The following is a 22,343-nucleotide window of genomic DNA, read 5'->3' as shown; positions in this document are numbered from 1 at the left end:
AACCCAACCGCCGTTAACAAACAAATAACTACCAGCTAATACAACTGACCGCCGGCAAAAAAAAACGGGCGCCCGTCCGGCGCCCGTTTTTATACCTCTGCCCTGTTGGCGTTACTGAGGCGGCTTATGGCCTTTCGCCTCGTCGTACCAGAGATTGTGATGCTGCTTGGCCCAGTTCTCATCAACTTCACCACTCACCATACCCTCAAACACCCCTTCGGTACCAAGACTACCCATGTAGGCATGGGCCAGTGCGCCGCAGATCAATACCAGCGAAACACCGGCATGGATCAGATTGGCATCCTGCATGGTATCGCGTAGCTGGCCGAAGTTCGGGAAATCCATGACCAGCCCGGTAGCACAGATCGCTACCCCGCCAAAGAACAGCACCCAGTACCACATCTTCTCGCCACCGTTCATATAGCCGGCACTGGGGTGGCCTCCAAACAGCCCTCCCAGCCTGGCGAACCAGCGCAGATCAACGGCATTGAAAATATTGCGCCCGAGCCACTTCAGCAGCATCAGTGCCAGACAGATAACAAAGAGCGGTCCCAGATAGTTGTGTACCAGCTTGGAAAACTGCATGAAGCCGCCAAAGCCTCCGCCCAGCGCATCCAACAGAAAGTGACGCCCGTACAGAATGCTAAGCCCGGTTAACGCCAGCAACACGAACAAACCAGCTACCGACCAGTGCAAGACCCGGTCTACCAGGTCCCAGCGTTTTAGCGTGCGCCCGGAGCGTCCCTCCTTGATTTTATTGCGCCCAAGCAGCATAAACACCAGCACCAGCACCAGCAGCGTCCCTCCCAGCAGCCAAGCCCCGTAAGGCTTCACCTGCTGGTTACGAACCAGGCGCCACTCATCGCCACTGCGATTGATCAGCACCCCTGCTTCGTTACCGGGTGTCGCACTGTAGCCGGCCACCCCCCGGGTGACGTCACGCCAGTACTCCGCCCCCTGATAGCCGTTGCCCTTGACCGCAGGATCAGCTACCGGGTCGGCGGCTTGCACCAGTGGTGCCAGCGTCACCAACAGCACCAACAACAGCATCGGTACCAGAACGGCATTCAGCGGCGACTCGCTCCAGGCTCTTTTAAGTAAATAAACCATGGTTCAACCCATCATCTGATGGCGCGCAGGCGCGCCAGACAACTTCTCGCACGGGCCGCAGCGCGACCCGTGCGCTCTGGCGGCGCGCTAGTTACTCTTGCGCCCCGCCGGGTTGTAGGCCAGATTCTGGCCCCATGCGCCACTATTGGAGCCCCGATAGATGACCCGCTCGCGATAGATATCAGAGACATCGTCAGCATCACCGGCCAGCAGCGCCTTGGTGGAGCACATCTCCGCACATAGCGGCAACTTGCCTTCAGCGATACGGTTGGCGCCGTACTTGGCGCGCTCCGCCTCGGAGTGGTCCTCTTCAGGGCCGCCCGCACAGAAGGTGCACTTGTCCATTTTGCCCCGCTGGCCAAAAGCGCCATCCTGAGGGAATTGCGGCGCTCCAAACGGACAGGCATACAAGCAGTAACCGCAGCCGATGCAGGTATCCTTGTTGTGCAGAACGATGCCGTCTTCGGTCTGATAAAAGCAATCCACCGGGCACACCGCCATACAGGGCGCATCGGTACAGTGCATACAGGCCACCGAGAGTGAAATCTCGTTGGGCTCACCGTCGTTGATAGTCACCACCCGGCGGCGATTCACGCCCCAAGGCACCTCATTGGCGTTCTTACACGCCGTCACGCAGCCGTTACATTCGATGCAGCGCTCCGCGTCACAGAGAAATTTCATTCGTGCCATCTGTCAGTTCCTCCTAGGCTACGCTGATCCGGCATACGGATACTTTGGATTCCTGCATTTGAGTGACCGAGTCATAGCCATAGGTCATGACGGTATTGGCGGACTCACCCAGCACGAACGGGTCGGAACCCTCAGGGTACTTGCTACGCAGATCCTTGCCCTGGAATACGCCCGCAAAGTGGAACGGAATGAACGCCACCCCCGGTTCAACCCGGCGCGTAACCATCGCCTTGACCTTGATGCGACTGCCCTCCGGTGTTGCTACCCAGACCATGGACCCATCGCGAACGCCATTATTATTGGCATCAACAGGATTCAGCTCCACGAACATCTCCTGCTGCAGTTCGGCCAGCCAGGGGTTGGAACGGGTTTCGTCGCCGCCGCCTTCGTATTCCACCAAGCGTCCACTGGTGAGGATAATCGGGTACTCCTGCGAGTAGTCCTTCTCCTGGATCGACTTGTACATGGTGGGCAAGCGGTAATGACTCTTACGGTCGTCGTAGGTCGGGTAATCCGCTACCAGATCCCGCCGCGTGGTGTACAGCGGTTCGCGGTGAATCGGCACGCGGTCCGGGAAGGTCCACACGATCGCCCGTGCCTTGGCGTTACCAAAGGGCGCACAACCGTGCTTGATCGCCACCCGCTGAATCCCGCCGGAAAGGTCGGTCTTCCAGTTTTTGCCTTCAGCCGCTTTCTTCTCTTCGGCGGTCAGATCGTCCCACCAGCCCAGCTTTTTCAGCAGCTTGTCGGTAAACTCCGGGTGACCATCCTTGAGCTCGTTGCCCTTGGGGTAAGATGCTTCAGCGAGGATGTTGTTACCCTCATGCTCCACCCCGAAGCGGGCGCGGAAGTTCAGCCCCCCTTCAGCCACCGGCAGACTGGTGTTATAGAGCACATGGGTGCCGGGGTGGCCCATCTCCGGCGTTCCCCAGCAGGGCCAGGGCAAACCGTAGGTGTCACCGTTAGCCGGACCGCCTTCGGCCTTGAGGCTGGTGAAGTTAAAGGTATGCCAGTTCTGCTGGTGCGCTTTCAGGCGCTCCGGGCTCTGGCCGGTATAGCCGATAGTCCACATGCCACGGTTATATTCACGAGTGATATCTTCGATCAGCGGCTCTTCACCATTAACCTTGATATTGGCAAACAGTTTGTCGGCAAAACCGAACTTCTGCGCAAACAGGTTCATGATGGTGTGGTCAGGCTTGGATTCGAACAGCGGTTCGATCACTTTGTCACGCCACTGCAGCGAACGGTTGGACGCTGTTACCGAACCGTAGGTCTCGAACTGGGTGGTGGCCGGCAACAGGTAAACGCCATCGGTACGATCATGAACGACTGCGGTTGCAGTAGGATACGGGTCGATCACGACCAGCATATCCAGCTTTTCCATCGCTTTTTTCTGATCGGCACCGCGGGTCTGGGAGTTCGGCGCATGGCCCCAGAACACCATCGCGCGGATATTGTCTTTCTGCGCGATATTGCCCTTGTCCTCCAGCACGCCATCGACCCAGCGTGACACCGGAATACCGGCGGTATTCATCGGCTTCAGCGGCTTGCCTTTGCTTTCTTCATAGCTGTCCTGGTCAAACTGACCGGCGAGCCAGTCATGATCCACATTCCACACTTTGCTCCAGTGTTTCCAGGCGCCGCCGGAAAGACCGTAGTAGCCGGGCAGCGTGTGCGACAGGACACCGAAGTCAGTCGCCCCCTGGACATTATCGTGACCACGGAAGATATTGGCGCCACCGCCGTTCTTGCCGATGTTACCCAGCGCCAGCATCAGTACGCAGTAGGCACGGGTGTTGTTATTACCGGTGGTGTGCTGAGTCCCGCCCATGCACCAGATCACAGTACCCGGCTTATTGGTGGCCAGCGTACGCGCCGCGGTATACACCTGCTCCTCTGATAAACCGGTGACCCGCTCGACTTCTGCCGGCGTCCACTTTTTGACCTCTTCGCGAATCTCGTCGAGACCGTAGACCCGCTGCTGGATATAGGCTTTATCTTCCCAGCCGTTTTCGAACACATGCCACAACAGGCCCCAGATCAGCGCCACGTCACTACCGGGGCGCAGAGGCAAGTGCTGGTCGGCCTTGGCCGCAGTGCGGGTAAACCGCGGATCAGCAACGATCAGCTTGGCCTTGTTGCGTTCCTTGGCATGCAGAATATGGAGCATTGATACCGGGTGCGCTTCAGTAGGGTTGGACCCGATCAGGATCGCGCACTTGGTATTGTGGATATCGTTAAACGAGTTGGTCATCGCCCCGTAGCCCCAGGTGTTGGCTACACCGGCTACCGTAGTGGAGTGACAGATACGCGCCTGGTGATCGACGTTATTGGTACCCCAGAAGGCGGCAAACTTACGGAACAGGTAAGACTGTTCGTTGTTGTACTTGGCCGAACCCAGCCAATAGACGGAATCGGGACCGGATTCCTTGCGGATCTCCATCATCTTGTCGCCGACTTCATTGATCGCCTGATCCCAACTGATCTTTTGCCACTTACCGCCAACCAGCTTCATTGGATACTTGAGACGACGCTCGCCATGGCCATGCTCTCGCACCGAGGCGCCCTTGGCACAGTGCGCGCCGCGGTTAAAGGGGTGATCAAAGGCCGGCTCTTGCCCGGTCCAGACGCCATTGGAAACTTCGGCGTAAATACCACAGCCCACCGAACAGTGGGTACAGATGGTACGTTTGGTTTCTGTGTCACCGCCAGTTGTCATCGTTGCGGCATCAGCCTTCTTCATCATCGACGGCGACAGCAGCGTAGTGGCCGCGACGCCGCCTGCTGCGATACCGCTGGTGCTCAGGAAGCTACGACGGCTCAGGCCGGTTTTCAGAAAGCCGCCGGCACCCTCGCCGACCGTCGCGGAATCCTGCTTTTTAGGCGTTAGTTTCATGGTTGTTCCTCACCTGCTCGTATTTGGTCCAACGGTTACCGCTCAGTTACGGCACGAGTCGTAGTAGGCCCGAACATGCTCGGACTTCTTATAGCCACGGGTCTTCAACGGCCCTTCCGGCTCCCGCAGTTCGGTCTGCGCCGATGTCTGACCCGCTACACCGGCCACCGCCACAGCGCCTCCAGCAACACCAAGCGTCTTGAGAAAATCCCGCCGGCCGTTGTCGGCCTTAGTCTGGCTGTCGTCACTCATCCCCAACTCCTCCGTTATTATCGGTATCACGCTTCCAGCAGAAGCGCTTCCTGCTCTAAAAAAACCTCACCAAAACGCCCGACGGCACTGTAAAAATGCGCCGACTGGGCTTGTTGCATATCGCGGAACAGCTGCGCGCTCCAGCTCTGCATATGGTGATTGAAAAACTGTTGTTGGCGCCCAGGCGGATAGTCCTCCTCGGGATGCACCAGCATCGCCATGACCTGACACAGCGCGGCAATATGATCTTCCGGCTCTTTGACTTCGCTCTGGCGCTCGAACCCCAACGCGCTTAACTCGTTGCGCAGCGCAATCAGCGGTCGCTCCATCATGAAACCGGTGAGATACCAGCTGCCGTAAGGCATCAACTCACCACGACCAATGCCGATAAACAGCGCCTGGTACTCGTCGGCCACCTGTGCCTGGTCGGCACGCTCAGCCGCCAGTTTGAGCACCAGCCAGGCCTCATGCATTGCCGAGGTATCGTCATCTTCAAGCTCTATTTCACGCAGCCAGCCAAGCAGCCCCTCATCCGGAGCCCGTGACAGCAGCGAACCGAGCAAGGCGTATACGTCGGCACGGAACCGGCTGTAATCTGCATCGATCTGCGGGGTCGACTGAGGCTCAACGGTCTGAATCATCTCGCTCATCGTTTTGCGTCCTGTGCCTGGGCCAAATTGATCTCTCCAGCATTTGCCTCACGCCCTTTGGCGTACTCAAACAGGTCTGCGCCGGGATCAGATATCACCAGATCGGCAACCCGACAGTCGCCGCACATTTTCAACCGCTCCAGAGCGCCATCGGCAAACATGCTGTGGCCGGCCAACTTATCCAGCATCAGGGCCACCGCGCCCTGGGTAGCAAAGGCTTTGCCACAGCGAACGCAGCAGAATGGCTCCTCTTTTTTCAGCAGCTGCGGCTGCTGGCGGGGCACCGGATCGAGCTGATAGCTGGCAACCAGCTGCAACGCATCTTCCGGGCAAGCCTGGCTGCAGAGGCCACACTGCACACACGCATCTTCAGTAAACGACAGCTCAGGCGTATCAGAGGCGCCGGACAGCGCCGAAGTCGGGCAGATCGCGACACACGCCATGCAAAGCGTGCAGCGATCATGATGCAACGCCACCTGACCGTAGGGCGCCCCGGAGGGCAGCGCTATACGGGTATGGGGTCCACTGGTGGAGGGCGAATGATTGAATAGAAAGCTGGCCGCAGCGGACAGCTGCTGACGCTTGTCGTGGCCTGCAGCCAGCTCGATCGCCACCTCTGCCTGCCCCGCAGGCAGCTCCAACGGGACCAACTGATCCGGCGTGAGCAGCCGAATCCGCGCCGACAAACCCATGCCTTCAAGCATGGCATTGGCCACACCGCATTCACGCCGCAGGGTCTGACCGATGCTGTCGGGCAATTCCGGCGGCTGTAACAGCACCACCTCCGCCGCCCCCCATGCCAGCGCCGACAACCACAGCTCGATCCCCGCGGCCCCCAGCTCTTCGACCTCCAGACCCAGCCAGCCAGACTCAATATGGTCGCGCTGATCACGGTACCACGGGGCTCCGAAGCTGGCGTCATGGATCAGCAAGCGTCCGGTGATACCGCCGCTATCGGCATACTGTTTCAGCAGACGGCGACAGGCATCCAGGGTTTGTTGGGGTTGCGGGTAGCCATAGCGAATCGCAGAAGTGGGACATGCGCTGGCACAGCCGCCTGCGCCGTGGCACAGGTGCGCATCGATCAGAATCTGGCCTGCCTGCGACTGGATGGCATCGGCCGGACACAGATCCAGACAACGTGTACAACCGGTCATCTCCGAGCCGGAGTGGGCACAGAGGTCGTTATTGATGGTGAAATAGCGAGGCTTCTCAAATTCGCCCTGCAGCGCCACAACCGCTTCGACCGCATCGGCAAGCTGAGACGGGTCAGCCAGCACCTGATAACCGGCCGGCTTTAACACCGCCTGATTGTATGGGTGAGCGCCGAGATCCAGCACTGCGGCAAAATAGTCACAACCGGCTTCCAGCTTAGCCAGGTTGGCGGCATTGCCCTGCACCTCCACCTCAGCGCTAAAGCGGCCGAGATAACCCGTTAGCGCACGCAGTGGCAACCGCACCAACCGCGATTCAGCCTCAACGGCCGCCGCCGCTTCCATCTCGGCAGTAACGCTCTGGGGCATCGCCTCGGTGACCAGAGCACAAAACGCCACCCGCCCGTTTATATGCTCGCCAGCAAGACGTAAAAGGTGTTCCGGGCCGAGCAGTAGAATCGGCCCGCGCGCCTGATAGGAAACCGTTGGCGCAGCCAGATTCAGTGGTCGGCTGACACTCTGCAGCGCGCAATCGCGCGCGTGCCGGTTGAGTTTTTCCTGCGCAGAAGCTGTGGTCATTGTTGTTATGTCGTTGATAGCTTTATCCTCCGTGCCCATTGCTCCAGCCCGGAGATCCTCATCTCCAGATAACTTTGCAAGGGGTGAACCAGCTTTAGTAGAAACAAAATCCAAGGGATGCAGGTGAAACCAAGATTGCAAAGCAACTCGCGCGCCCTCCAGGGACATTTTGTCCAGCACGAGACTTTAGTCGCAGATAAAACGACCTAACCGTCCGCCTCACCCAGCTCATCGGCATCATCATTACCGGGTTCTCGATCCGGGTCAGATTCGCTTGCCGGCGACACGTCAGCCGCAGAACCATCACTGACGCCATCCCGGCTCTTGCCCTCCAGCGCAGCTTCGGCTTCCTGTTTTAACCACTGCTTCATCTGGTAGGTGACGGTGTCTCCCAAGGGGGCGAACTGGGTAAAATCATCGTCATAATCGTTAAGACCATCGAGCACGCCGAACTCCGGCAGCGCAAACAACTTGCGCAGAGCCCGCCGGCGAAGCGCATCGGAGACCCCTTCCGACAGGAACTGACTGAAGTCCGAATCCGGCCCCAGGGTTTCGATAGCCGGCATATCTTCATCGCTCAGCGACACCGGCGCCCGGGGCTCGACTGCGCCAGCGTCAACCTCGCGCTCATCGGTAACCGTAGCGCGCGCCGCCAACGGAAAATCCTCGGCCTCGACCCGCTCTTCAGCTAGTTTGGCCTCACCGACGCCATCCTGCTGCTTGCGTCGCGACCAGCGACGCAGAAAGCCACTGCCACGATGCTCAGTCATGATTGCTCTCCTGTTTGCGCGCCCCTCGGTAGCGACGGCGTTTGCCGCTGCGCAACCCCAGATCCGGCTCTCCGTGGCGGGCAATAAAACCCTCGATCCAGCACTGAATCGCATCTGGCATCGGCACCGCAAACACATCCTCTTCGCCACCATCCATATAAGACGCGGCCGCATCCTGACTAGCGCTGACGAGATAGGGACGCATCACACGGCCCATCTCTTCGTCCTCGGTGCAGATCACGAACAGCTTGGGCTTCTCCGCGCTGAGGTTGAACCGGTACGCTGCGCGCTCATCCAGGAACAGCTCCAGCCCCTGCCCGGTCCAGCAGTAGTCCTGACTATCCTCCTGCGCCGGCAGCGGCTCCACCTGCTGCGTTTCATGAACTTCATCACGCACACTCTCAACCCGCACCGCAGACCAGCTGTCCACCTCCCACAAACCTCGCGCCACGGTCTTACGGCGCAGGACCACGCGCAGCGGCCAGAAAGTTTCAGTCCAGTCATAGGGCTCAGCTTGCTGCATTTGGTTATCCCGTCGATCAAGTCACAAACCACAAGCCATCGCAAATACCATTCCAATCATGACGATCTCTACAAACCGAGCCATAACGGCAGTTACGACCAACACTCCGCCGCAATCCCACGCACAACCGGGACAAATTGACCCCCCAGCAGCCGGCCAAACGGACGATATGTCTCACCAGACCGGTATTAAAAGGCCCAACTCCGCATCCACAGCGGGCATGGTTCTTGCTGCCTCTGAGTCATTCGCTGCCCCAGAGACCCAACCATGGCTAAAGATCTGCCGCTGATGAGCGACGCCGCCCTGACCAACATTCATCGGGTTACGGCGCTGGACGAGTTCGGCCAGCCACGCGAGACCCAGATTGCGGGCGAGTCAGCACTGACCATCTATCTCGACAAACGCGAGATAGTGACCCTGATGACGCTCGGTGTCCGACCGGAAAAACTGGTACTGGGCTACCTCTGGAACCAGGGCTTCATCCACAGCCTGGAGCAGGTCAAGGCCATCCAGGTGGATTGGGAAGTAAACGCGGCCGCGGTGGTGACCAACGGTATTGACGCCGACATCGACGATAAGCTGGCTCACCGTACCGTGACCACCGGCTGCGGCCAGGGCACGGTATTTGGTGATCTGATGGAACGTATCGAAGCGGTCCGATTACCCGAGATCCGCTTGCACCAGTCCGACCTCTACACCCTGCTCGGTAATCTCGGCCAGCAGAACGAGGTTTATCGCACCGCAGGCGCGGTTCACGGTTGCGCGTTGTGCCGCGGCACCGAAGTGATCAGTTTTGTCGAAGATGTCGGGCGCCACAACGCCGTCGACACCCTGGCCGGCGAAATGCTGCTGCAGGGGCTCCGCGGTGAAGAGCTGATTTTCTACACAACCGGCCGCCTTACTTCGGAGATGGTGATCAAAGTCACCCAGATGGGCATCCCTACGCTGCTGTCACGCTCTGGCCTGACCGAAATGGGGCTCGATCTGGCGCGTCGGGTCGGACTGACCCTGATCGGCCGCGCCAAGGGCCGCCATTTTCTGGTATTCAACCAGGGCGAGCGGATCATTTTTGACCAGCAGCCTGAACCCCGCGGAGAACATCGTCATGGACGCTGAGATGGTTGCAATGGAACCGCCCAAATTCATGAATATTCGCCAGGTAGCTGACTACCTGCAACTGAACGAAAAGAAGATCTACATGCTTGCCAGTGAAGGGCAAATCCCCGCCACCAAGGTCACCGGCAAGTGGCTGTTTCCCCGAGATCTGGTAGACCAGTGGCTGCTGGAGTCCAGCCACGGCGGCGTACTCCATGACCGCCTGGTAATCGCCGGCAGCGATGATCCGCTTCTGCACCGGGTGGTCAGCCAGGTAGCCAACAGCTTTCACACCGCGGCGCTAATCAGCTATTCCAGCACCGGCACCACCCAGGGACTGACCCTGCTGGCAAAACAGCGAGCGGAAGTCGCGGCGATACACTGGGGGCCAGCTGAAGAGAGCCATTTCCGCCACCCGGCACTGCTCAGCCGTCATCGGCAACACCGCCACTGGCTGCTGGTCCATGCATTTAAACGAGAAGTAGGCGTGGTGGTTGCGCCTGGCAGCCGCATTCGCTTCGACACCCTGCCTCGTCTGCTCGAGGCCAATATGCGCTGGAGTCTGCGCCAGCCGGGCACCGGCTCACAACGTTTTCTGGAGGAGGCCCTGACCCTCTGCAACGCGCGAGCAGAACAGCTTAATCAGACCCAGAGCGCCCTCAGCGAGCGGGAAGTCGCCTCCCAGATCGCCATGGGGCTGGCCGACGCGGGGCCCGCTGCCCGGGCCACTGCCAGCGAGTTCGGTCTCGATTTCGTCCCCATCGGCTGGGAGAGCTTTGATCTGGCCATGACTCGCGGCGTATTCTTTCGCAACCTGTTCAAGGAGCTGATGCAGCAGCTGGAAAGCCCTGACTGTCGAGCCCAGGCCGAACTGCTGGGCGGCTACGACTTCAGCGAGAGCGGTAGACTGGTGTGGAGCTCTTGAATTCAGCTGATCTGCTCGATCAATGCGTCACCTTCCAGATCCTGCGGCGGGCGGACCTGGAACCAGATAAAGAACGCCGTGCCCACACCTACCCGCGAACGAACTTCGATTTCGGCACCAAAACGCTGCAGGATGCCGTAACTCACTGACAACCCGAGCCCGGTCCCGCCTTTGGTCTGGCTAAAAAACGGGTCAAAAATGCGCGGCAAAATACGCTCGTCAATCCCGCAGCCGTTGTCACGCACCATCAACAGCACGCCGTCGTCGCGCCAGTTGCGGGTCCGAATGGTGATCCTCCCGCCGTTATCAATCGCATTCATGGCGTTCACCAGCAGGTTGATCAACACCTGCTGGAACTGCTGATGGTTCCCCCCCACCCGGGTGCGCGCGCGCAGATCCAGGCGCAAAATGGCAGCCTTGCGCTCAAAATCATGCTTGACCAACACCAGGCTGTCACTGACCACCTGATTGAGGTCTACCGGCAACACCTGACTGATATAGTCGGACGGCCGCGAGTACTGCAGTAGATTGTTGATGATGGCGCGAATCCGGTAAACCTGCTGCACGATCAGATCAGCATCCTGCTGGACCGGCTTGGCCACCTCCCCAAGCTCCGCCATCAGCAGATCCATATGCCCCAGAATCACCGCGGTCGGATTGTTGATTTCGTGGGCGATACCGGCTGTAAGCTCACCAATCGCCGCCAGCTTCTCTTTGGCCACCAGCTGCTGCCGGGTGCGGTTAAGCAGATCAAGGTTTTCCTGCAGGTCACGGGTCTTGCGCTGCAACTCGCCGGTACGCTCCTCCACTTTATGCTCCAGCACAGCCGCCGCCAATTCGATCTGCTGGCGCTGTTGCTGCAGCTGGTCGAGCATGTCGTCAAAGCGCGCCGCCAACTCGCCGATTTCGTCGCGGGAATCCAGCTTACCGATGCGCAGATCGTGCCCCTCACGCACCTCGCGGATGACCTGAGCCATCGCCTCAATCGGACGAAATATCGCCTTGGCACCTGCCACCGCTACCGCCACGCTCACCAGCGTGACCGCGGCGAATAACAGCAGCAACCAGGTCAGGGCCTGATAGTAGCTCGCCTTGAAGGGCGCTTCGAGAAAGCCGGCATAGAGAATACCGACGCGGTTACCATTGACGTCGACTATCGGCTCATAGGCGGACACGTACCACTCGCTGACCACGAACGCCCGATCGATCCAGGGCTCACCCTGGGCCAGCACCCGATCACGCACCTCCTTCGAAACACGCGTCCCCAATGCCCGGCGGTTGGGCGAATCCAGCCGACTGGGCACATTGGTGCTGATGCGTACATCCTCCAGAAACACCGTCACTGTGCCGAGACTGTCTTCAGCGAGACTGCCTTTGGAGTAGACCAGGTCGCGCAGGCTATCGACAAACTCGAAGTTACCGTTCAGCAGCAGACCTGCCGACAGGTAGGCATAGACCTCGCCATAGCTGGTCATGATCGGGTAGATCACCCGGATCACCATGCCCCGATCTTCGGCCTGCCGCTCCGTAGGCACCGCCCGGGGGGTCTCCACCAGCGGCAGATACACCCGTTCTGCCAGCTTCGGGTCGATGGTCGCCAGTGCGGCCGCCGGGTAGATGTCGATACCCACTTGCGGCCCCTCATCAGCTGCCAACTCCATCAACCGCCCGTTGCGCAAACGGCAGCCCTTGTTACCGATCAGGTCGCAGCCGTTAAGATCCAGCAGATGGACAAAATCGAACGCCCCCTCGCGCTTGACCCGCTCCAGCTGATCAACCATCAGGTAATCTTCGGGAAAGCCGGACATCATCGCCCGGACGGCGTTCTGAAACGGATAGGACTCGGCAATCAGGGTCAACTGCCCGAGCAACCGCTGCTGGGTACCTACAAACGCCTCGTGGGCCACCGACAGGTCGGTATTAACCTTCATCAACAGCTGGCGATAGCTGACCTCGTTACTCCAGAGATAGGCCAGCCCGATCACCACCGGCATCACCAGCAGTACCGGAAACAGCACCAGCACCAGCAACTTGTAACGCAGGTTGCCAGCGATCAGCGCCAGCAGCGACCTAACCATCCGCAGCGGCAGCCCAAGCCTGCAGTTTACGATCGAGAGTCTTGCGGGCAACCCCAAGCTGACGCGCCGCCTGCGTCTTGTTGCCGCCGGCCGCGTCCAGCACCTTGAGAATATGCTCCTTCTCCACCGCCTCCAGTGGCCAGTCGGCCGGATAGCCGCTGTCACCACCGGCATCGCTGTCAGCGTCACAGAGCATATCCACCGGCAACCGCCCCAGCAGCAAGCAGCGCTCGACCATATTCTTCAACTCCCGCACATTACCGGGCCAGTCGTAGCCGGCGAGACTCTGAATATCGTCGTGGGTGAAGGGAATTTCCGGCAGCCCCAGCGATTGCGCCATCTGGGAGGAAAAGTGGTGCAGCAACAGCGGTATATCCTGGCGCCGCTGGCGCAACGGAGGCACCTGAATTCGCAACACATTAAGGCGGTAGAACAGATCTTCACGGAAGCAGCCCTTGGCCACCTCCTGCTCCAGATTGCGATTGGTGGCGGCCACCACGCGCACATTGACCGGGATTTCCCGATCACCGCCCACCGGCCGAATCTGCCGTTCCTCCAGCGCCCGCAGCAGCTTGGCCTGCATCAGCAGCGGCATCTCACCAATCTCATCGAGAAACAGGGTGCCGCCATCGGCGTAGCTGAACAGCCCGTCGCGACTCTGCTGGGCGCCGGTAAAAGAGCCCTTGAGATGCCCAAACAGCTCCGATTCGATCAGATCCGGCGCGATGGCACCGCAGTTCACTGGCACAAAAGGACCACCCCGCCGGCTGCTGCGGTGAATCGCGTTCGCCACCAGCTCTTTACCGGTACCGGACTCCCCTTCGATCAGAACCACCGAAGGTGTCGGCGCAACCCGGGCGATCAGGTCACCAATCTCCTGCATCACCGGGCTGTTGCCCACCATACCCTGCATGGAATAGAGCGCATCAACCTGGCGCCGCAGCACAAAGTTTTCCCGCGCCAACTGCCTCCGCTCCATACAGCGGCGCACCGCGGTCAACATCTGCTCCAGCCGGAACGGCTTCAGGATAAAGTCGGACGCACCGGCACGCAGGGCATCGATCGCCTTGTCGAGGTCAGCAAAGGCGGTCATGAAGATCACATCGGCACGCCCCCCCTGATCTGCGACCCGCGCCAACCACTCCACCCCGGAATCGCCCGGCAGGCAGATATCGGAGATAATCAGATCGAAGTGGCAGCGGCTGCGCAGATTCTCGGCCTCCTCGGCCGAGCTGGCCGTTTCAACCAGACCGTACTCTTTGCTCAGCGCCCGCTGAAGAAAATCTCGAATGCCCGGTTCGTCATCCACCACCAGCACCGACAGCGCCTGCCGCGCCTTGGTTGACAACGCTCCGCTGGGAACTACCTGGGACGTCCGCTCAAGCGACGCCGCCTCCTGCATAACGGCCATACTCACCCTGCTTTTTAATGGTTTTACACATGTTCACACATGCGGCACAGCTTTCGCTCTTCGGCAAATAGTCTGCACTTATAGGTTATTTCACTAACCTGTCGGGCCACAGGTACGCTCTTGCGTATCTTTTTGACCCTTGTTTTTATTTTTGACCGGGTATTTTTGTCTCGTTCAGTGTAGCCGACCGACACCCAACCCGCGCTCTGCCCGGTGGCATGCAGCCTATTTTCCCCAGCCATCGAGGTGGCACTTTATTTGCTTAAACGATCTGCGGTCAACCCCACAAAAAGGATAAGAGTATGAGTTTCAGACTGCTGCTGGTCGCCGTTGCGCTCTGTGCATCATCCTTGCTAGCCGCAGACACACTTAAACTGGCTACCACCACCAGCACCTACAACTCCGGCCTGCTGGCTGCCATCCTGCCCGACTTCACGCGCCAGCACGGCACCGAAGTCAAAGTGATTGCCGTTGGCACCGGAAAAGCGCTGCGCATGGGCCGGGACGGCGATGCGGATGTATTGCTGGTGCACGCCCCCACCGCCGAGCAGAAATTTATGGACGCAGGTTACGGCGTTGACCGATTGGGCGTGATGTACAACGACTTTGTGATCGTTGGCCCCGCCGCTGATCCGGCCGGCGTCGCCGGCATGAACGACGCCCCCGCTGCACTGGCCAAAATCGCAGCCAGCCAGACTCCCTTTGTTTCTCGCGGCGACGATTCAGGCACCCACAAGAAAGAGCGCCTGCTGTGGAAGGATGCCGGCATCACTCCCTCCGGCGACTGGTATCGCGAAGCCGGCCAGGGCATGGGCAAAGTGCTGCAGATCGCCAGCGAACTGCAGGGCTACAGCCTGACCGACCGCGGCACCTGGCTGGCTTACGAGCCCAAAGTACAGTTGCAGCTGGTGGCGGAAGGCGATAAACGTTTATTCAACCCCTATAGCGTGATGCGGGTTAATCCGGCGCGTTACGCTGACTTGAATCACAAGGGCGCCATTGCCTTCAGCCAGTGGCTGGTTTCGGCGTCGACCCAGAAACTGATCGGCGAGTTCAAGGTCAACGGCAAACCGCTGTTCGTTCCCTCGGCTGGACAGGAGTAACTACTTGGAAAGTTTCAGCGATACCGCCACTAAAGCGGTGCTGCTACTGGTCACCGGTGATTCCACCCTGTGGTCGATCATCGGTGTGTCTTTCAGCACCACAATCAAAGCGATCGCGCTGGCCACGCCGCCCGCCTTCCTGATCGGTTTTGTGCTGACCATGACCCGCTTTCCCGGGCGCTGGACGCTGATCTCCTTTTTCAACACTCTGCTCAGCGTTCCTACCGTGGTGATCGGGCTACTGCTCTATATCAGCTTGTCGCGCAGCGGCCCGCTGGGAAGTTTTCAGCTGCTGTTTACCCAAAACGCCATGATGATCGGGCAGATGCTGCTGGCCTTTCCGGTACTGGTTGCCATGAGCTTCAGCGCCTTCAAGGCCGCTGACCGCAGCGCCTGGGAAACCGCCCGCACCCTCGGTGCCCGTCCGCTGCGCGCCTTCGGCACCCTGATGTACGAAGTCCGCTACGGCTTGGCGGCCGCGGGTATCGCCGCCTATGGCCGCATTATCGCCGAAGTGGGTTGTTCGATGATGGTCGGCGGCAACATCATGAACCATACGCGCAACATCCCTACCGCCATCGCCCTGGAAACCAGCAAAGGGGAGTTTGCCCAGGGAATCGCCCTGGGTCTGGTTCTGCTGTTACTCGCCTTGATGCTCAATTTTGGCGTCACCTTTCTTCACCGTCGCAGCGAGATGATCCCATGAGTGTCTGCCCGCAGCATGCCCCATCGGAACCCACCCTGCTGACGCTCAGCGCTCTGCGCAAACAGTACGGCAGCCGAACCATCCTCGATATTGATTACTTTGCCGTGCGAGCGGCTGAGGCGGTGCTTCTGGTTGGCAGCAACGGTGCTGGCAAAAGCACGCTGCTGCGCATCATGGCAGGCATCGATTCAGCAGACAGCGGAACCCTGACCCTCTCAAGCCGGCCGCTAACAGGCAATATCCAGCATCGGCTGCGTGGCCGGGTAATCTATCTCCATCAGCAGCCCTACCTGTTTGATTGCAGCGTCCGCGACAACATTGGCTATGGCTTGCGCAGCCTCGGCATCGCTGCTGATCAGCGGGACACCCGGATCGAACAGGCGCTGGAGTGGTCAGGACTGCCCCACCTGGGCGAACGCCATGCCAAAACCCTGTCGGGTGGCGAAAAACAACGCATCGCCCTTGCCCGGGCCTGGGTGCTGCGACCGCAACTGCTGCTGCTGGACGAGCCCACCGCCAACATGGACCGCGAAGCATGCGAACAAACCTATTTTTTAGTGCGCCGATTGGTGAGCGAAGGGATGGCGGTGGTGATGACCAGCCACGGGATCAGAAACGACCACCCGATGCTGACCCGGACGCTGCTCCTGCAACAGGGTAAACTGCAGCCCTGCGGCGAGGCGGTAACCAGCCCCACGCCCGAACGGCAGCATCTATCCCATGAAGCACCTCAGCAATCACAGCGGAGATTTTTGTAACTTGAACGCAACGTCCACTCTCAGCCAGCACCTGAGCGCGCTGATTCTGGCCGGAGGCCGCGGCCAACGCATGGGCGGCACCGACAAAGGCCTCGAACCGCTCGACAATCGTCCGCTGGTAGCCCATGTCATTGACCGGCTCGGCGACGCGGTCAGCAGCGTACGCATTAACGCCAACCGCAACCAGGATACCTATCGCCAACTGGGCTATCAGGTGGTCAGCGACGAGCTCAGCGACTATCAGGGCCCTCTCGCCGGCATGGCTGCCGGTCTGCGCGACTGTCCGAGCCGCTGGCTACTGGTGGTTCCCTGTGACTCTCCGCGCCTGCCCGCAGATCTGGCCGAGCGTCTGCTGGCGGCGACAGAAGACGGCACCCACCCCATCGCGGTGGCCCACGACGGCAAGCGCCTGCAACCGGTTATCGCACTGCTGCACCACGACCTATTGCCCAGCCTGGAGGCGTTTCTGGCCCGGGGTGATCGCAAGATAGACCTGTGGTATCAACAGCACGACATGGTCGCGGTCGACTTCAGCGATCAGGCAGACGCCTTCTTGAACATCAACACCCGCGAAGAGAAAGTTGCGCTGGAAAGCGTTACTCTAAACAGCTAACACCAGTTCCGGGCTCGAATAGCGATGACAGATACCCCCATAACCAGCCCTCTGCCACTGATCGGTTTTGCCGCCTACAGCGGTACCGGCAAAACGACCCTGCTGACCCGACTGCTGCCGGTTCTGGCCGCCCGGGGCATACGCGCGGCGGTGATCAAGCATGCCCACCACCGGTTCGAAGTCGATCATGCCGGCAAAGACAGCTACGAGCTGCGCAAGGCGGGCGCCGCACAGATGCTGATAGGCTCACGTCATCGCTGGGCGTTGATGACCGAAACTCCGTATCAGGAGGAGCCGGATCTGAATTACCTGATCGCCCAGCTTGATCCCGCCCTCGCGGACCTGATCATTGTGGAAGGCCTCAAGCGTGAAGCCTTCCCTAAAATCGAACTGCACCGACCCTCAACCGGACAACCGCTGATGTTTCCCGACAACAGGAACATCGTCGCTGTTGCCACCGATGAAGCACTGGCCAGGGAAACCCGGCTACCTCTGCTGGACATCAACGATGTGAACGCCATCGCCGACTTCGTAATCCAGTTCTGCCAGCTGCAACACAAACCGAGCCTCGCCCTATGACCGCCTCCCCAACCAATTCCGCTCAACACCAGTGCTGCGGTCAAAACGACGGCGACATGCTGTCGGTACAGGAAGGAGTCAACCGCATTCTGGCCGCGGTCTCTCCCCTTAGCGGCATGCAGGTGCTGGATGTACGACGCGCCCGGAGTCGAGTACTGGCAACCGATGTGGTCAGCCCGATCAACGTTCCTGCTTACGACAATTCGGCAATGGACGGTTATGCAGTTGCCAGTAGCGACCTTACCGACGATCACGAGCAACGCTTTACCGTGGTCGGTAACGTGCTGGCGGGCCACCCCTTCCGCGACCTGCTGCAGCCCGGCCAATGCGTCCAGATAATGACCGGCGCGCAGATGCCACAAGGGCTCGACACGGTGATCATGAAAGAGATCTGTCGCCGCGAAGGGGATCAGTTGTTTTTCCCAGGCGGTGCCAAACCCGGCCAGAACCGGCGGCGAGCGGGGGAAGACCTGACCCGGGGAGCGCCCGCTATCTCCGCAGGCCAGCGCCTGGAAGCCGCGGAGCTGGGAATGATCGCCTCCCTGGGACAAAGTGAAGTACAGGTAAAACGCCGTCCCCGAGTGGCTTACTTTTCCACCGGCGACGAGATCCGCTCGCTCGGCCAGACACTGGAGCCTGGCCAGATCTACGACAGCAACCGCTACACCATCACCGCCTTGCTCGCCAGCATGGGTATCGAGGTGATTGACCTCGGCGTGATTCCCGACCGCGCTGCCGCCATCGAGGCAGCCTTCTCCGGGGCCGCCGCTCAGGCCGACGTGGTGCTGAGCTCTGGCGGCGTATCCCTGGGCGATGCTGACTACGTCAAGGACACTCTCGATCGCCTCGGCCATGTGTCGTTCTGGAAGATGGCGATCAAACCCGGTCGCCCACTCGCCTTTGGACGTCTGAACGATGCGCTGTTTTTCGGTCTGCCCGGAAATCCGGTCGCGGTGATGATCACCTTTCTGCAATTTGTAAAACCGGCGCTGCGCAAACTTGAGGGTGAATCCCAGTGGAGCACACCAGTGATGGAACTCCCTGCCGGTGAGCCGATGCGCAAGAAGCCGGGCCGAACCGAGTATATCCGCGGCAGCGTAATAAGCGACGGTAGAGGCCAGCTGCAGGTGGTCTCCACCGGCCAGCAGGGCTCAGGCATACTCACCTCCATGAGCCGGGCTAACTGTCTGATCGAGCTGGAACCTGAGCGCGGCTCCGTTGCCACCGGCGATCCCGTGCGCCTCTACCCGTTTTTTGGTCTGCTCTAAAGCCCGCTCTTGTGCAGCGCAGCAGCCGTTGTCACCAGCGGCCGCTGTGCCCACACAGGTTGCCTGCCCCCGTCGGCGCCCACGGTACCTGCGCTACACGAAAACCGCCCACAACTCTGCCCGCAAAACACCGTTTACAGCACCCGGAACGGCTGAAAAACGCTGCATCGCAAAATAAGCAAAGACAGTTTTCTTGATATATATCATCGAGTTAGGCCTCAATTTCATCTGGACCATTCGCTAAAAAAATGTTTTGCTTTGAGCGCACACCGATCTGATCGGTGAGTTTCTGTGCAGATAACAAAAAAAGGTGTATCGCAATGTCTGAAAGGGAAACCGGCACGGTCAAATGGTTCAACGACGCCAAAGGGTTCGGCTTTATCGTCCGAGATGATGGCAACGACGTATTCGTGCACTACCGCCAGATCCGGGGTGAAGGCCACCGGACGTTAATTGAAGGGCAGACCGTGGAATATGGACTGGTCCGGACCGAAAAAGGTCTACAGGCGGAAGACGTCGCGGGGCTGTAAGCCTTGGGGAGCTGAGACTGCCCTCAGCTCCCCTCCCGATTCCCGGTTGTGTCCGACGGGAACTCTCGTAGAATAAGCGCTCTCTAAACTATCTCACCCCACGGAGAGTAACCATGTCTTGGTTCAAAATGATGGCTGTATCCCTGCTGATGCTGAGCACTGTGTCGGCACAGGCTGGCGAGCGGGAGCAGACCGCACTGGATAAAGTAGCCGGTGGTGCACTACTGATCGACGTTCGCACACCAGGCGAATTCGCCCAGGGGCACCTCGACGGCGCGGCCAACATACCCTATCCGCAGATTGTCGACGCACTGTTCGCCAAGGGCGTGGCCAAGGACCGTGAGATTGTCGTTTACTGCCGCAGCGGCAACCGCTCGGGAATCGCCGAGGGGATGTTACGCGACGCCGGCTACAGTGCCGTATTCAACGGTGGCGGACTGAACGCCCTGCAGCGCCAGCAAGCAACCAGACCCTGATCAGGGTTTGGTTAGCCGGGTGCTGATCCAGCGCCCCAGCGCGTCGATCTCCTGCAGACATACCTCGTGACCCATAGGGTAAGTGTGACTCTGGTGTACGACTTCTTCCCTCTGTAAGGAGTCTCTGGCCTGCTCGCCAAGCAACAGCGGCACCACATCGTCATATTCGCCATGGGCCCAGAACACTGGCACCTGCGCCCCTGTCGCCGAGGTGGGAAACCGTTCCGGGTTAATCCGGTAGGTGGAGAGTACCGCCAGACCACCAAGGCGGTGCGCACCCCGCAGCACCGCGTGGTAGGCCACCGCACCACCTTGAGAAAACCCGACCACGAAAATCCGCGCCGGATCGATACCCGCGGCAATCTCCGCTTCGATCAGTGTGCTCACCCGCGCTGCAGAGTGCTGCAGTTGTGCTTCATCAACCCGACGGGTTTGCCCCATCGCCAGAATGTCGTACCAGGCCCGCATCGGCATCCCGCCGTTGACGGTAACCGGTATCACCGGTGCGTGCGGAAAAAGAAAACGGACACCGGTATCCGGCAACGGCAGCGCTGGCACCACCGGCACAAAATCATGGCCGTCGGCACCCAGGCCATGCAACCAGATCACCGTGGCGGTAATATCGGCCCTGGTCTCATGCCGAATCATCTGATCACTCATGTTCATCACCTTATGGCGCCAGCCGCACTAACTGCCAACCCTGCAGTTGGCGGCCATAAACCAGACGATCATGCAGCCGATTCTCACGCCCCTGCCAAAACTCCATCCGCTCGGGTCGCAATTGATACCCCCCCCAGTCCGCAGGGCAAGGGATAGACTGATGCTGGTACTGCTCTTCGAGTGTCATCGCTGCAGCCACCAGATCTTCCCGCCCGGCCACTACCGCGCTTTGCCGCGACACCGATGCGCTGATCTGGCTTCCCCGCGGCCGCGCGGCAAAGTAATGCTCTGCTGCGGCGTGGTCAAGGCGCGCTACCGGCCCCCAGATCCGGACCTGACGCTCCAGCTCCGGCCAGTAGAACAGCAGCTCTGCTTGGGGATTTTCACTGAGCTCCTGTCCCTTCTGGCTCCGATAATCGGTATACCAGCAAAACCCTTCACTATCGAAATGTTTCAGCAACACCACACGGGCCGACGGACAGCCATCCGCCGACGCGGTTGCCAGCACCATGGCGTTGGCGTTGTCCGGCTGCAGGGTCAACGCCTGCTCAAACCATCGCTCAAACTGGTCGATAGGGTCGCGAGCGACGTCCGCCTCCAGTAACGCCTCCGCCTGATACTCACGCCTTAGCGCACGCAAATCACCTTGTTCCGCCATCCGGTTCTCTCAGTCCAAAAATACTTAAAAACTATTAAGCAAATAGCATTAATTAAATTTAATTAAATCCACCGCGCCGTACACTGACGCTATTCCCACTAACGCCCCAACAGGAGCAACACCATGTTACCCAATTGCGAAGGACAAAGAGTACCTCAGGTCACATTTAACTGCCGCCAGGCGGACCAGTGGCTGCCCCGCAGCACCGACAGCCTGTTTGCCGGCAAGACAGTAGTGCTGTTTGCGCTACCCGGCGCGTTTACCCCCACCTGCTCCTCCAGCCACGTGCCACGTTATAACGAACTGGCACCCAAGCTGCGCGAAGCCGGGGTAGACGCCATCTACTGCTTGTCGGTTAACGATGCCTTCGTCATGGAGGCGTGGAAACAGGACCAGCAGGCAGATCAAATCGACTTTTTACCGGACGGCAACGGCGATTTCAGTGCAGGTGTAGGCATGCTGGTCGACAAGCAAGCTCTGGGATTCGGCAAGCGCTCCTGGCGCTACTCCATGCTGGTACGTGACGGGGTGATCGAAAAGATGTTTATCGAACCGGATCTGCCGGGAGACCCGTTTCAGGTGTCCGACGCCGATACCATGCTCGGCTACCTCAACCCAACCGCCACGCAAGACGCCGCTGTTACGCTGTTTACCCGCCCCGGCTGCGGGCATTGCGCACGCGCCAAAGCACTGCTGAGTGAAAAAGGTCTGGCCTATGAAGAGATACAGCTGGGGCGAGAGATCAGCCACGGCGGGCTGTTCGGCGTCAGCGGTCGGCGCACCGTTCCTCAGGTATATATCGACGGCCAGCACATCGGTGGGGCCGATGATCTGGAATCCTATTTAAACGGCTGAT

General features: G+C 59.6%; 23 protein-coding genes. 11 read left to right on the top strand and 12 right to left on the bottom strand.

The features are described 5' to 3' along the window. Positions 1–111 precede the first annotated feature (111 nt). From JJQ76_RS00220 to JJQ76_RS00185, 8 genes are all read right to left on the bottom strand, one after another. Complete coding sequence (locus JJQ76_RS00220) at positions 112–1,110, bottom strand: formate dehydrogenase subunit gamma (protein ID WP_210394576.1); 999 nt, start codon at positions 1,108–1,110, stop codon at positions 112–114. Positions 1,111–1,197: 87 nt separating this feature from the next. After that, a complete protein-coding gene (fdh3B, locus tag JJQ76_RS00215; RefSeq protein WP_210394575.1) occupies positions 1,198–1,800 on the bottom strand; it encodes a formate dehydrogenase FDH3 subunit beta in 603 nt (200 codons plus the stop codon). A 13-nt stretch (positions 1,801–1,813) separates the two neighbouring features. After that, positions 1,814–4,699, bottom strand: a complete 2,886-nt coding sequence (locus JJQ76_RS00210) for a formate dehydrogenase subunit alpha (RefSeq protein ID WP_210394574.1) — start codon at positions 4,697–4,699, stop codon at positions 1,814–1,816. Positions 4,700–4,741: 42 nt separating this feature from the next. Further along, entirely contained in the window at positions 4,742–4,951 is a 210-nt protein-coding gene (locus tag JJQ76_RS00205) for a twin-arginine translocation signal domain-containing protein (protein ID WP_210394573.1), read from the bottom strand. Positions 4,952–4,977: 26 nt separating this feature from the next. Further along, on the bottom strand, positions 4,978–5,601 hold the full coding sequence (locus JJQ76_RS00200) for a TorD/DmsD family molecular chaperone (protein WP_246479993.1): 624 nt from the start codon (positions 5,599–5,601) through the stop codon (positions 4,978–4,980). Further along, complete coding sequence (locus JJQ76_RS00195) at positions 5,598–7,334, bottom strand: 4Fe-4S binding protein (RefSeq protein WP_210394572.1); 1,737 nt, start codon at positions 7,332–7,334, stop codon at positions 5,598–5,600. Before JJQ76_RS00195 ends, JJQ76_RS00200 begins: the two co-directional genes overlap by 4 nt. A 206-nt stretch (positions 7,335–7,540) precedes the next feature. Continuing rightward, positions 7,541–8,104, bottom strand: a complete 564-nt coding sequence (locus JJQ76_RS00190; RefSeq protein WP_210394571.1) for a DUF3306 domain-containing protein — start codon at positions 8,102–8,104, stop codon at positions 7,541–7,543. Next, complete coding sequence (locus JJQ76_RS00185) at positions 8,097–8,627, bottom strand: DUF3305 domain-containing protein (protein ID WP_210394570.1); 531 nt, start codon at positions 8,625–8,627, stop codon at positions 8,097–8,099. Before JJQ76_RS00185 ends, JJQ76_RS00190 begins: the two co-directional genes overlap by 8 nt. Positions 8,628–8,894: 267 nt before the next feature. On the opposite strand from JJQ76_RS00185, the gene JJQ76_RS00180 reads away from it, so the two are divergent. Then, positions 8,895–9,743 (top strand): formate dehydrogenase accessory sulfurtransferase FdhD, encoded by an 849-nt coding sequence (locus JJQ76_RS00180; RefSeq protein WP_246479992.1) that lies wholly within the window; start codon positions 8,895–8,897, stop codon positions 9,741–9,743. Beyond that, positions 9,697–10,647 (top strand): helix-turn-helix transcriptional regulator, encoded by a 951-nt coding sequence (locus JJQ76_RS00175; RefSeq protein WP_246479991.1) that lies wholly within the window; start codon positions 9,697–9,699, stop codon positions 10,645–10,647. The genes JJQ76_RS00180 and JJQ76_RS00175 overlap by 47 nt, the downstream gene beginning before the upstream one ends. A 2-nt stretch (positions 10,648–10,649) precedes the next feature. On the opposite strand, the gene JJQ76_RS00170 is transcribed toward JJQ76_RS00175, so the two are convergent. Both JJQ76_RS00170 and JJQ76_RS00165 read right to left on the bottom strand, forming a co-directional pair. After that, entirely contained in the window at positions 10,650–12,725 is a 2,076-nt protein-coding gene (locus tag JJQ76_RS00170) for a sensor histidine kinase (RefSeq protein WP_210394569.1), read from the bottom strand. Further along, positions 12,718–14,136: a sigma-54-dependent transcriptional regulator gene (locus JJQ76_RS00165; RefSeq protein WP_246479990.1), complete on the bottom strand. Its 1,419-nt coding sequence runs from the start codon at positions 14,134–14,136 to the stop codon at positions 12,718–12,720. The genes JJQ76_RS00170 and JJQ76_RS00165 overlap by 8 nt, the downstream gene beginning before the upstream one ends. 302 nt (positions 14,137–14,438) lie before the next feature. Between JJQ76_RS00165 and JJQ76_RS00160 the strand changes: the two genes are divergently transcribed. The 8 genes from JJQ76_RS00160 to JJQ76_RS00125 all read left to right on the top strand — a co-directional run bounded on the left by JJQ76_RS00160 (position 14,439) and on the right by JJQ76_RS00125 (position 20,169). Further along, positions 14,439–15,239: an ABC transporter substrate-binding protein gene (locus JJQ76_RS00160; protein ID WP_210394568.1), complete on the top strand. Its 801-nt coding sequence runs from the start codon at positions 14,439–14,441 to the stop codon at positions 15,237–15,239. Positions 15,240–15,243: 4 nt separating this feature from the next. After that, entirely contained in the window at positions 15,244–15,945 is a 702-nt protein-coding gene (locus JJQ76_RS00155) for an ABC transporter permease (protein ID WP_210394567.1), read from the top strand. Next, on the top strand, positions 15,942–16,703 hold the full coding sequence (locus tag JJQ76_RS00150) for an energy-coupling factor ABC transporter ATP-binding protein (RefSeq protein WP_210394566.1): 762 nt from the start codon (positions 15,942–15,944) through the stop codon (positions 16,701–16,703). Before JJQ76_RS00155 ends, JJQ76_RS00150 begins: the two co-directional genes overlap by 4 nt. A 1-nt stretch (position 16,704) precedes the next feature. Further along, positions 16,705–17,316 carry a molybdenum cofactor guanylyltransferase MobA gene (gene mobA, locus JJQ76_RS00145; RefSeq protein WP_246479989.1) on the top strand — a complete coding sequence of 204 codons (612 nt, stop codon included), beginning with the start codon at positions 16,705–16,707 and terminating at the stop codon, positions 17,314–17,316. A 24-nt stretch (positions 17,317–17,340) separates the two neighbouring features. Continuing rightward, positions 17,341–17,895 carry a molybdopterin-guanine dinucleotide biosynthesis protein MobB gene (gene mobB / locus JJQ76_RS00140; protein WP_210394564.1) on the top strand — a complete coding sequence of 185 codons (555 nt, stop codon included), beginning with the start codon at positions 17,341–17,343 and terminating at the stop codon, positions 17,893–17,895. Then, on the top strand, positions 17,892–19,163 hold the full coding sequence (gene moeA, locus JJQ76_RS00135) for a molybdopterin molybdotransferase MoeA (RefSeq protein ID WP_210394563.1): 1,272 nt from the start codon (positions 17,892–17,894) through the stop codon (positions 19,161–19,163). Before mobB ends, moeA begins: the two co-directional genes overlap by 4 nt. A 320-nt stretch (positions 19,164–19,483) precedes the next feature. Next, a complete protein-coding gene (locus JJQ76_RS00130; protein ID WP_210394562.1) occupies positions 19,484–19,693 on the top strand; it encodes a cold-shock protein in 210 nt (69 codons plus the stop codon). Between the two features lie 113 nt (positions 19,694–19,806). Next, positions 19,807–20,169 (top strand): rhodanese-like domain-containing protein, encoded by a 363-nt coding sequence (locus tag JJQ76_RS00125; RefSeq protein WP_210394561.1) that lies wholly within the window; start codon positions 19,807–19,809, stop codon positions 20,167–20,169. Here JJQ76_RS00125 and JJQ76_RS00120 read toward each other — a convergent pair whose 3' ends face one another. After that, a complete protein-coding gene (locus JJQ76_RS00120) occupies positions 20,170–20,829 on the bottom strand; it encodes an alpha/beta hydrolase (RefSeq protein WP_210394560.1) in 660 nt (219 codons plus the stop codon). Between the two features lie 10 nt (positions 20,830–20,839). Beyond that, positions 20,840–21,487: a pyridoxamine 5'-phosphate oxidase gene (pdxH, locus tag JJQ76_RS00115; RefSeq protein ID WP_210394559.1), complete on the bottom strand. Its 648-nt coding sequence runs from the start codon at positions 21,485–21,487 to the stop codon at positions 20,840–20,842. A 123-nt stretch (positions 21,488–21,610) separates the two neighbouring features. Here pdxH and JJQ76_RS00110 point away from each other — a divergent pair, with 123 nt between their 5' ends. Continuing rightward, positions 21,611–22,342 (top strand): glutathione peroxidase, encoded by a 732-nt coding sequence (locus JJQ76_RS00110; RefSeq protein WP_210394558.1) that lies wholly within the window; start codon positions 21,611–21,613, stop codon positions 22,340–22,342. Position 22,343: the final 1 nt, after the last annotated feature.

It is taken from the genome of Motiliproteus sediminis (assembly GCF_017912535.1).
Taxonomy (GTDB): domain Bacteria; phylum Pseudomonadota; class Gammaproteobacteria; order Pseudomonadales; family Balneatricaceae; genus Motiliproteus; species Motiliproteus sediminis.
This window is presented reverse-complemented; position numbering and strand designations above follow the sequence as displayed.

Coding starts and splice junctions, on each gene's coding strand:
- JJQ76_RS00150 (WP_210394566.1), top strand. CDS start 15,942: ATGAGTGTCTGCCCGCAGCATGCCCCATCGGAACCCACCCTGCTGACG.
- JJQ76_RS00170 (WP_210394569.1), bottom strand. CDS start 12,725: ATGGTTAGGTCGCTGCTGGCGCTGATCGCTGGCAACCTGCGTTACAAG.
- JJQ76_RS00200 (WP_246479993.1), bottom strand. CDS start 5,601: ATGAGCGAGATGATTCAGACCGTTGAGCCTCAGTCGACCCCGCAGATC.
- pdxH (WP_210394559.1), bottom strand. CDS start 21,487: ATGGCGGAACAAGGTGATTTGCGTGCGCTAAGGCGTGAGTATCAGGCG.
- JJQ76_RS00190 (WP_210394571.1), bottom strand. CDS start 8,104: ATGACTGAGCATCGTGGCAGTGGCTTTCTGCGTCGCTGGTCGCGACGC.
- JJQ76_RS00210 (WP_210394574.1), bottom strand. CDS start 4,699: ATGAAACTAACGCCTAAAAAGCAGGATTCCGCGACGGTCGGCGAGGGT.
- JJQ76_RS00165 (WP_246479990.1), bottom strand. CDS start 14,136: ATGGCCGTTATGCAGGAGGCGGCGTCGCTTGAGCGGACGTCCCAGGTA.
- JJQ76_RS00195 (WP_210394572.1), bottom strand. CDS start 7,334: ATGACCACAGCTTCTGCGCAGGAAAAACTCAACCGGCACGCGCGCGAT.
- JJQ76_RS00120 (WP_210394560.1), bottom strand. CDS start 20,829: ATGAGTGATCAGATGATTCGGCATGAGACCAGGGCCGATATTACCGCC.
- JJQ76_RS00125 (WP_210394561.1), top strand. CDS start 19,807: ATGTCTTGGTTCAAAATGATGGCTGTATCCCTGCTGATGCTGAGCACT.
- mobB (WP_210394564.1), top strand. CDS start 17,341: ATGACAGATACCCCCATAACCAGCCCTCTGCCACTGATCGGTTTTGCC.
- JJQ76_RS00130 (WP_210394562.1), top strand. CDS start 19,484: ATGTCTGAAAGGGAAACCGGCACGGTCAAATGGTTCAACGACGCCAAA.
- JJQ76_RS00220 (WP_210394576.1), bottom strand. CDS start 1,110: ATGGTTTATTTACTTAAAAGAGCCTGGAGCGAGTCGCCGCTGAATGCC.
- moeA (WP_210394563.1), top strand. CDS start 17,892: ATGACCGCCTCCCCAACCAATTCCGCTCAACACCAGTGCTGCGGTCAA.
- JJQ76_RS00110 (WP_210394558.1), top strand. CDS start 21,611: ATGTTACCCAATTGCGAAGGACAAAGAGTACCTCAGGTCACATTTAAC.
- JJQ76_RS00180 (WP_246479992.1), top strand. CDS start 8,895: ATGGCTAAAGATCTGCCGCTGATGAGCGACGCCGCCCTGACCAACATT.
- JJQ76_RS00160 (WP_210394568.1), top strand. CDS start 14,439: ATGAGTTTCAGACTGCTGCTGGTCGCCGTTGCGCTCTGTGCATCATCC.
- JJQ76_RS00185 (WP_210394570.1), bottom strand. CDS start 8,627: ATGCAGCAAGCTGAGCCCTATGACTGGACTGAAACTTTCTGGCCGCTG.
- fdh3B (WP_210394575.1), bottom strand. CDS start 1,800: ATGGCACGAATGAAATTTCTCTGTGACGCGGAGCGCTGCATCGAATGT.
- JJQ76_RS00205 (WP_210394573.1), bottom strand. CDS start 4,951: ATGAGTGACGACAGCCAGACTAAGGCCGACAACGGCCGGCGGGATTTT.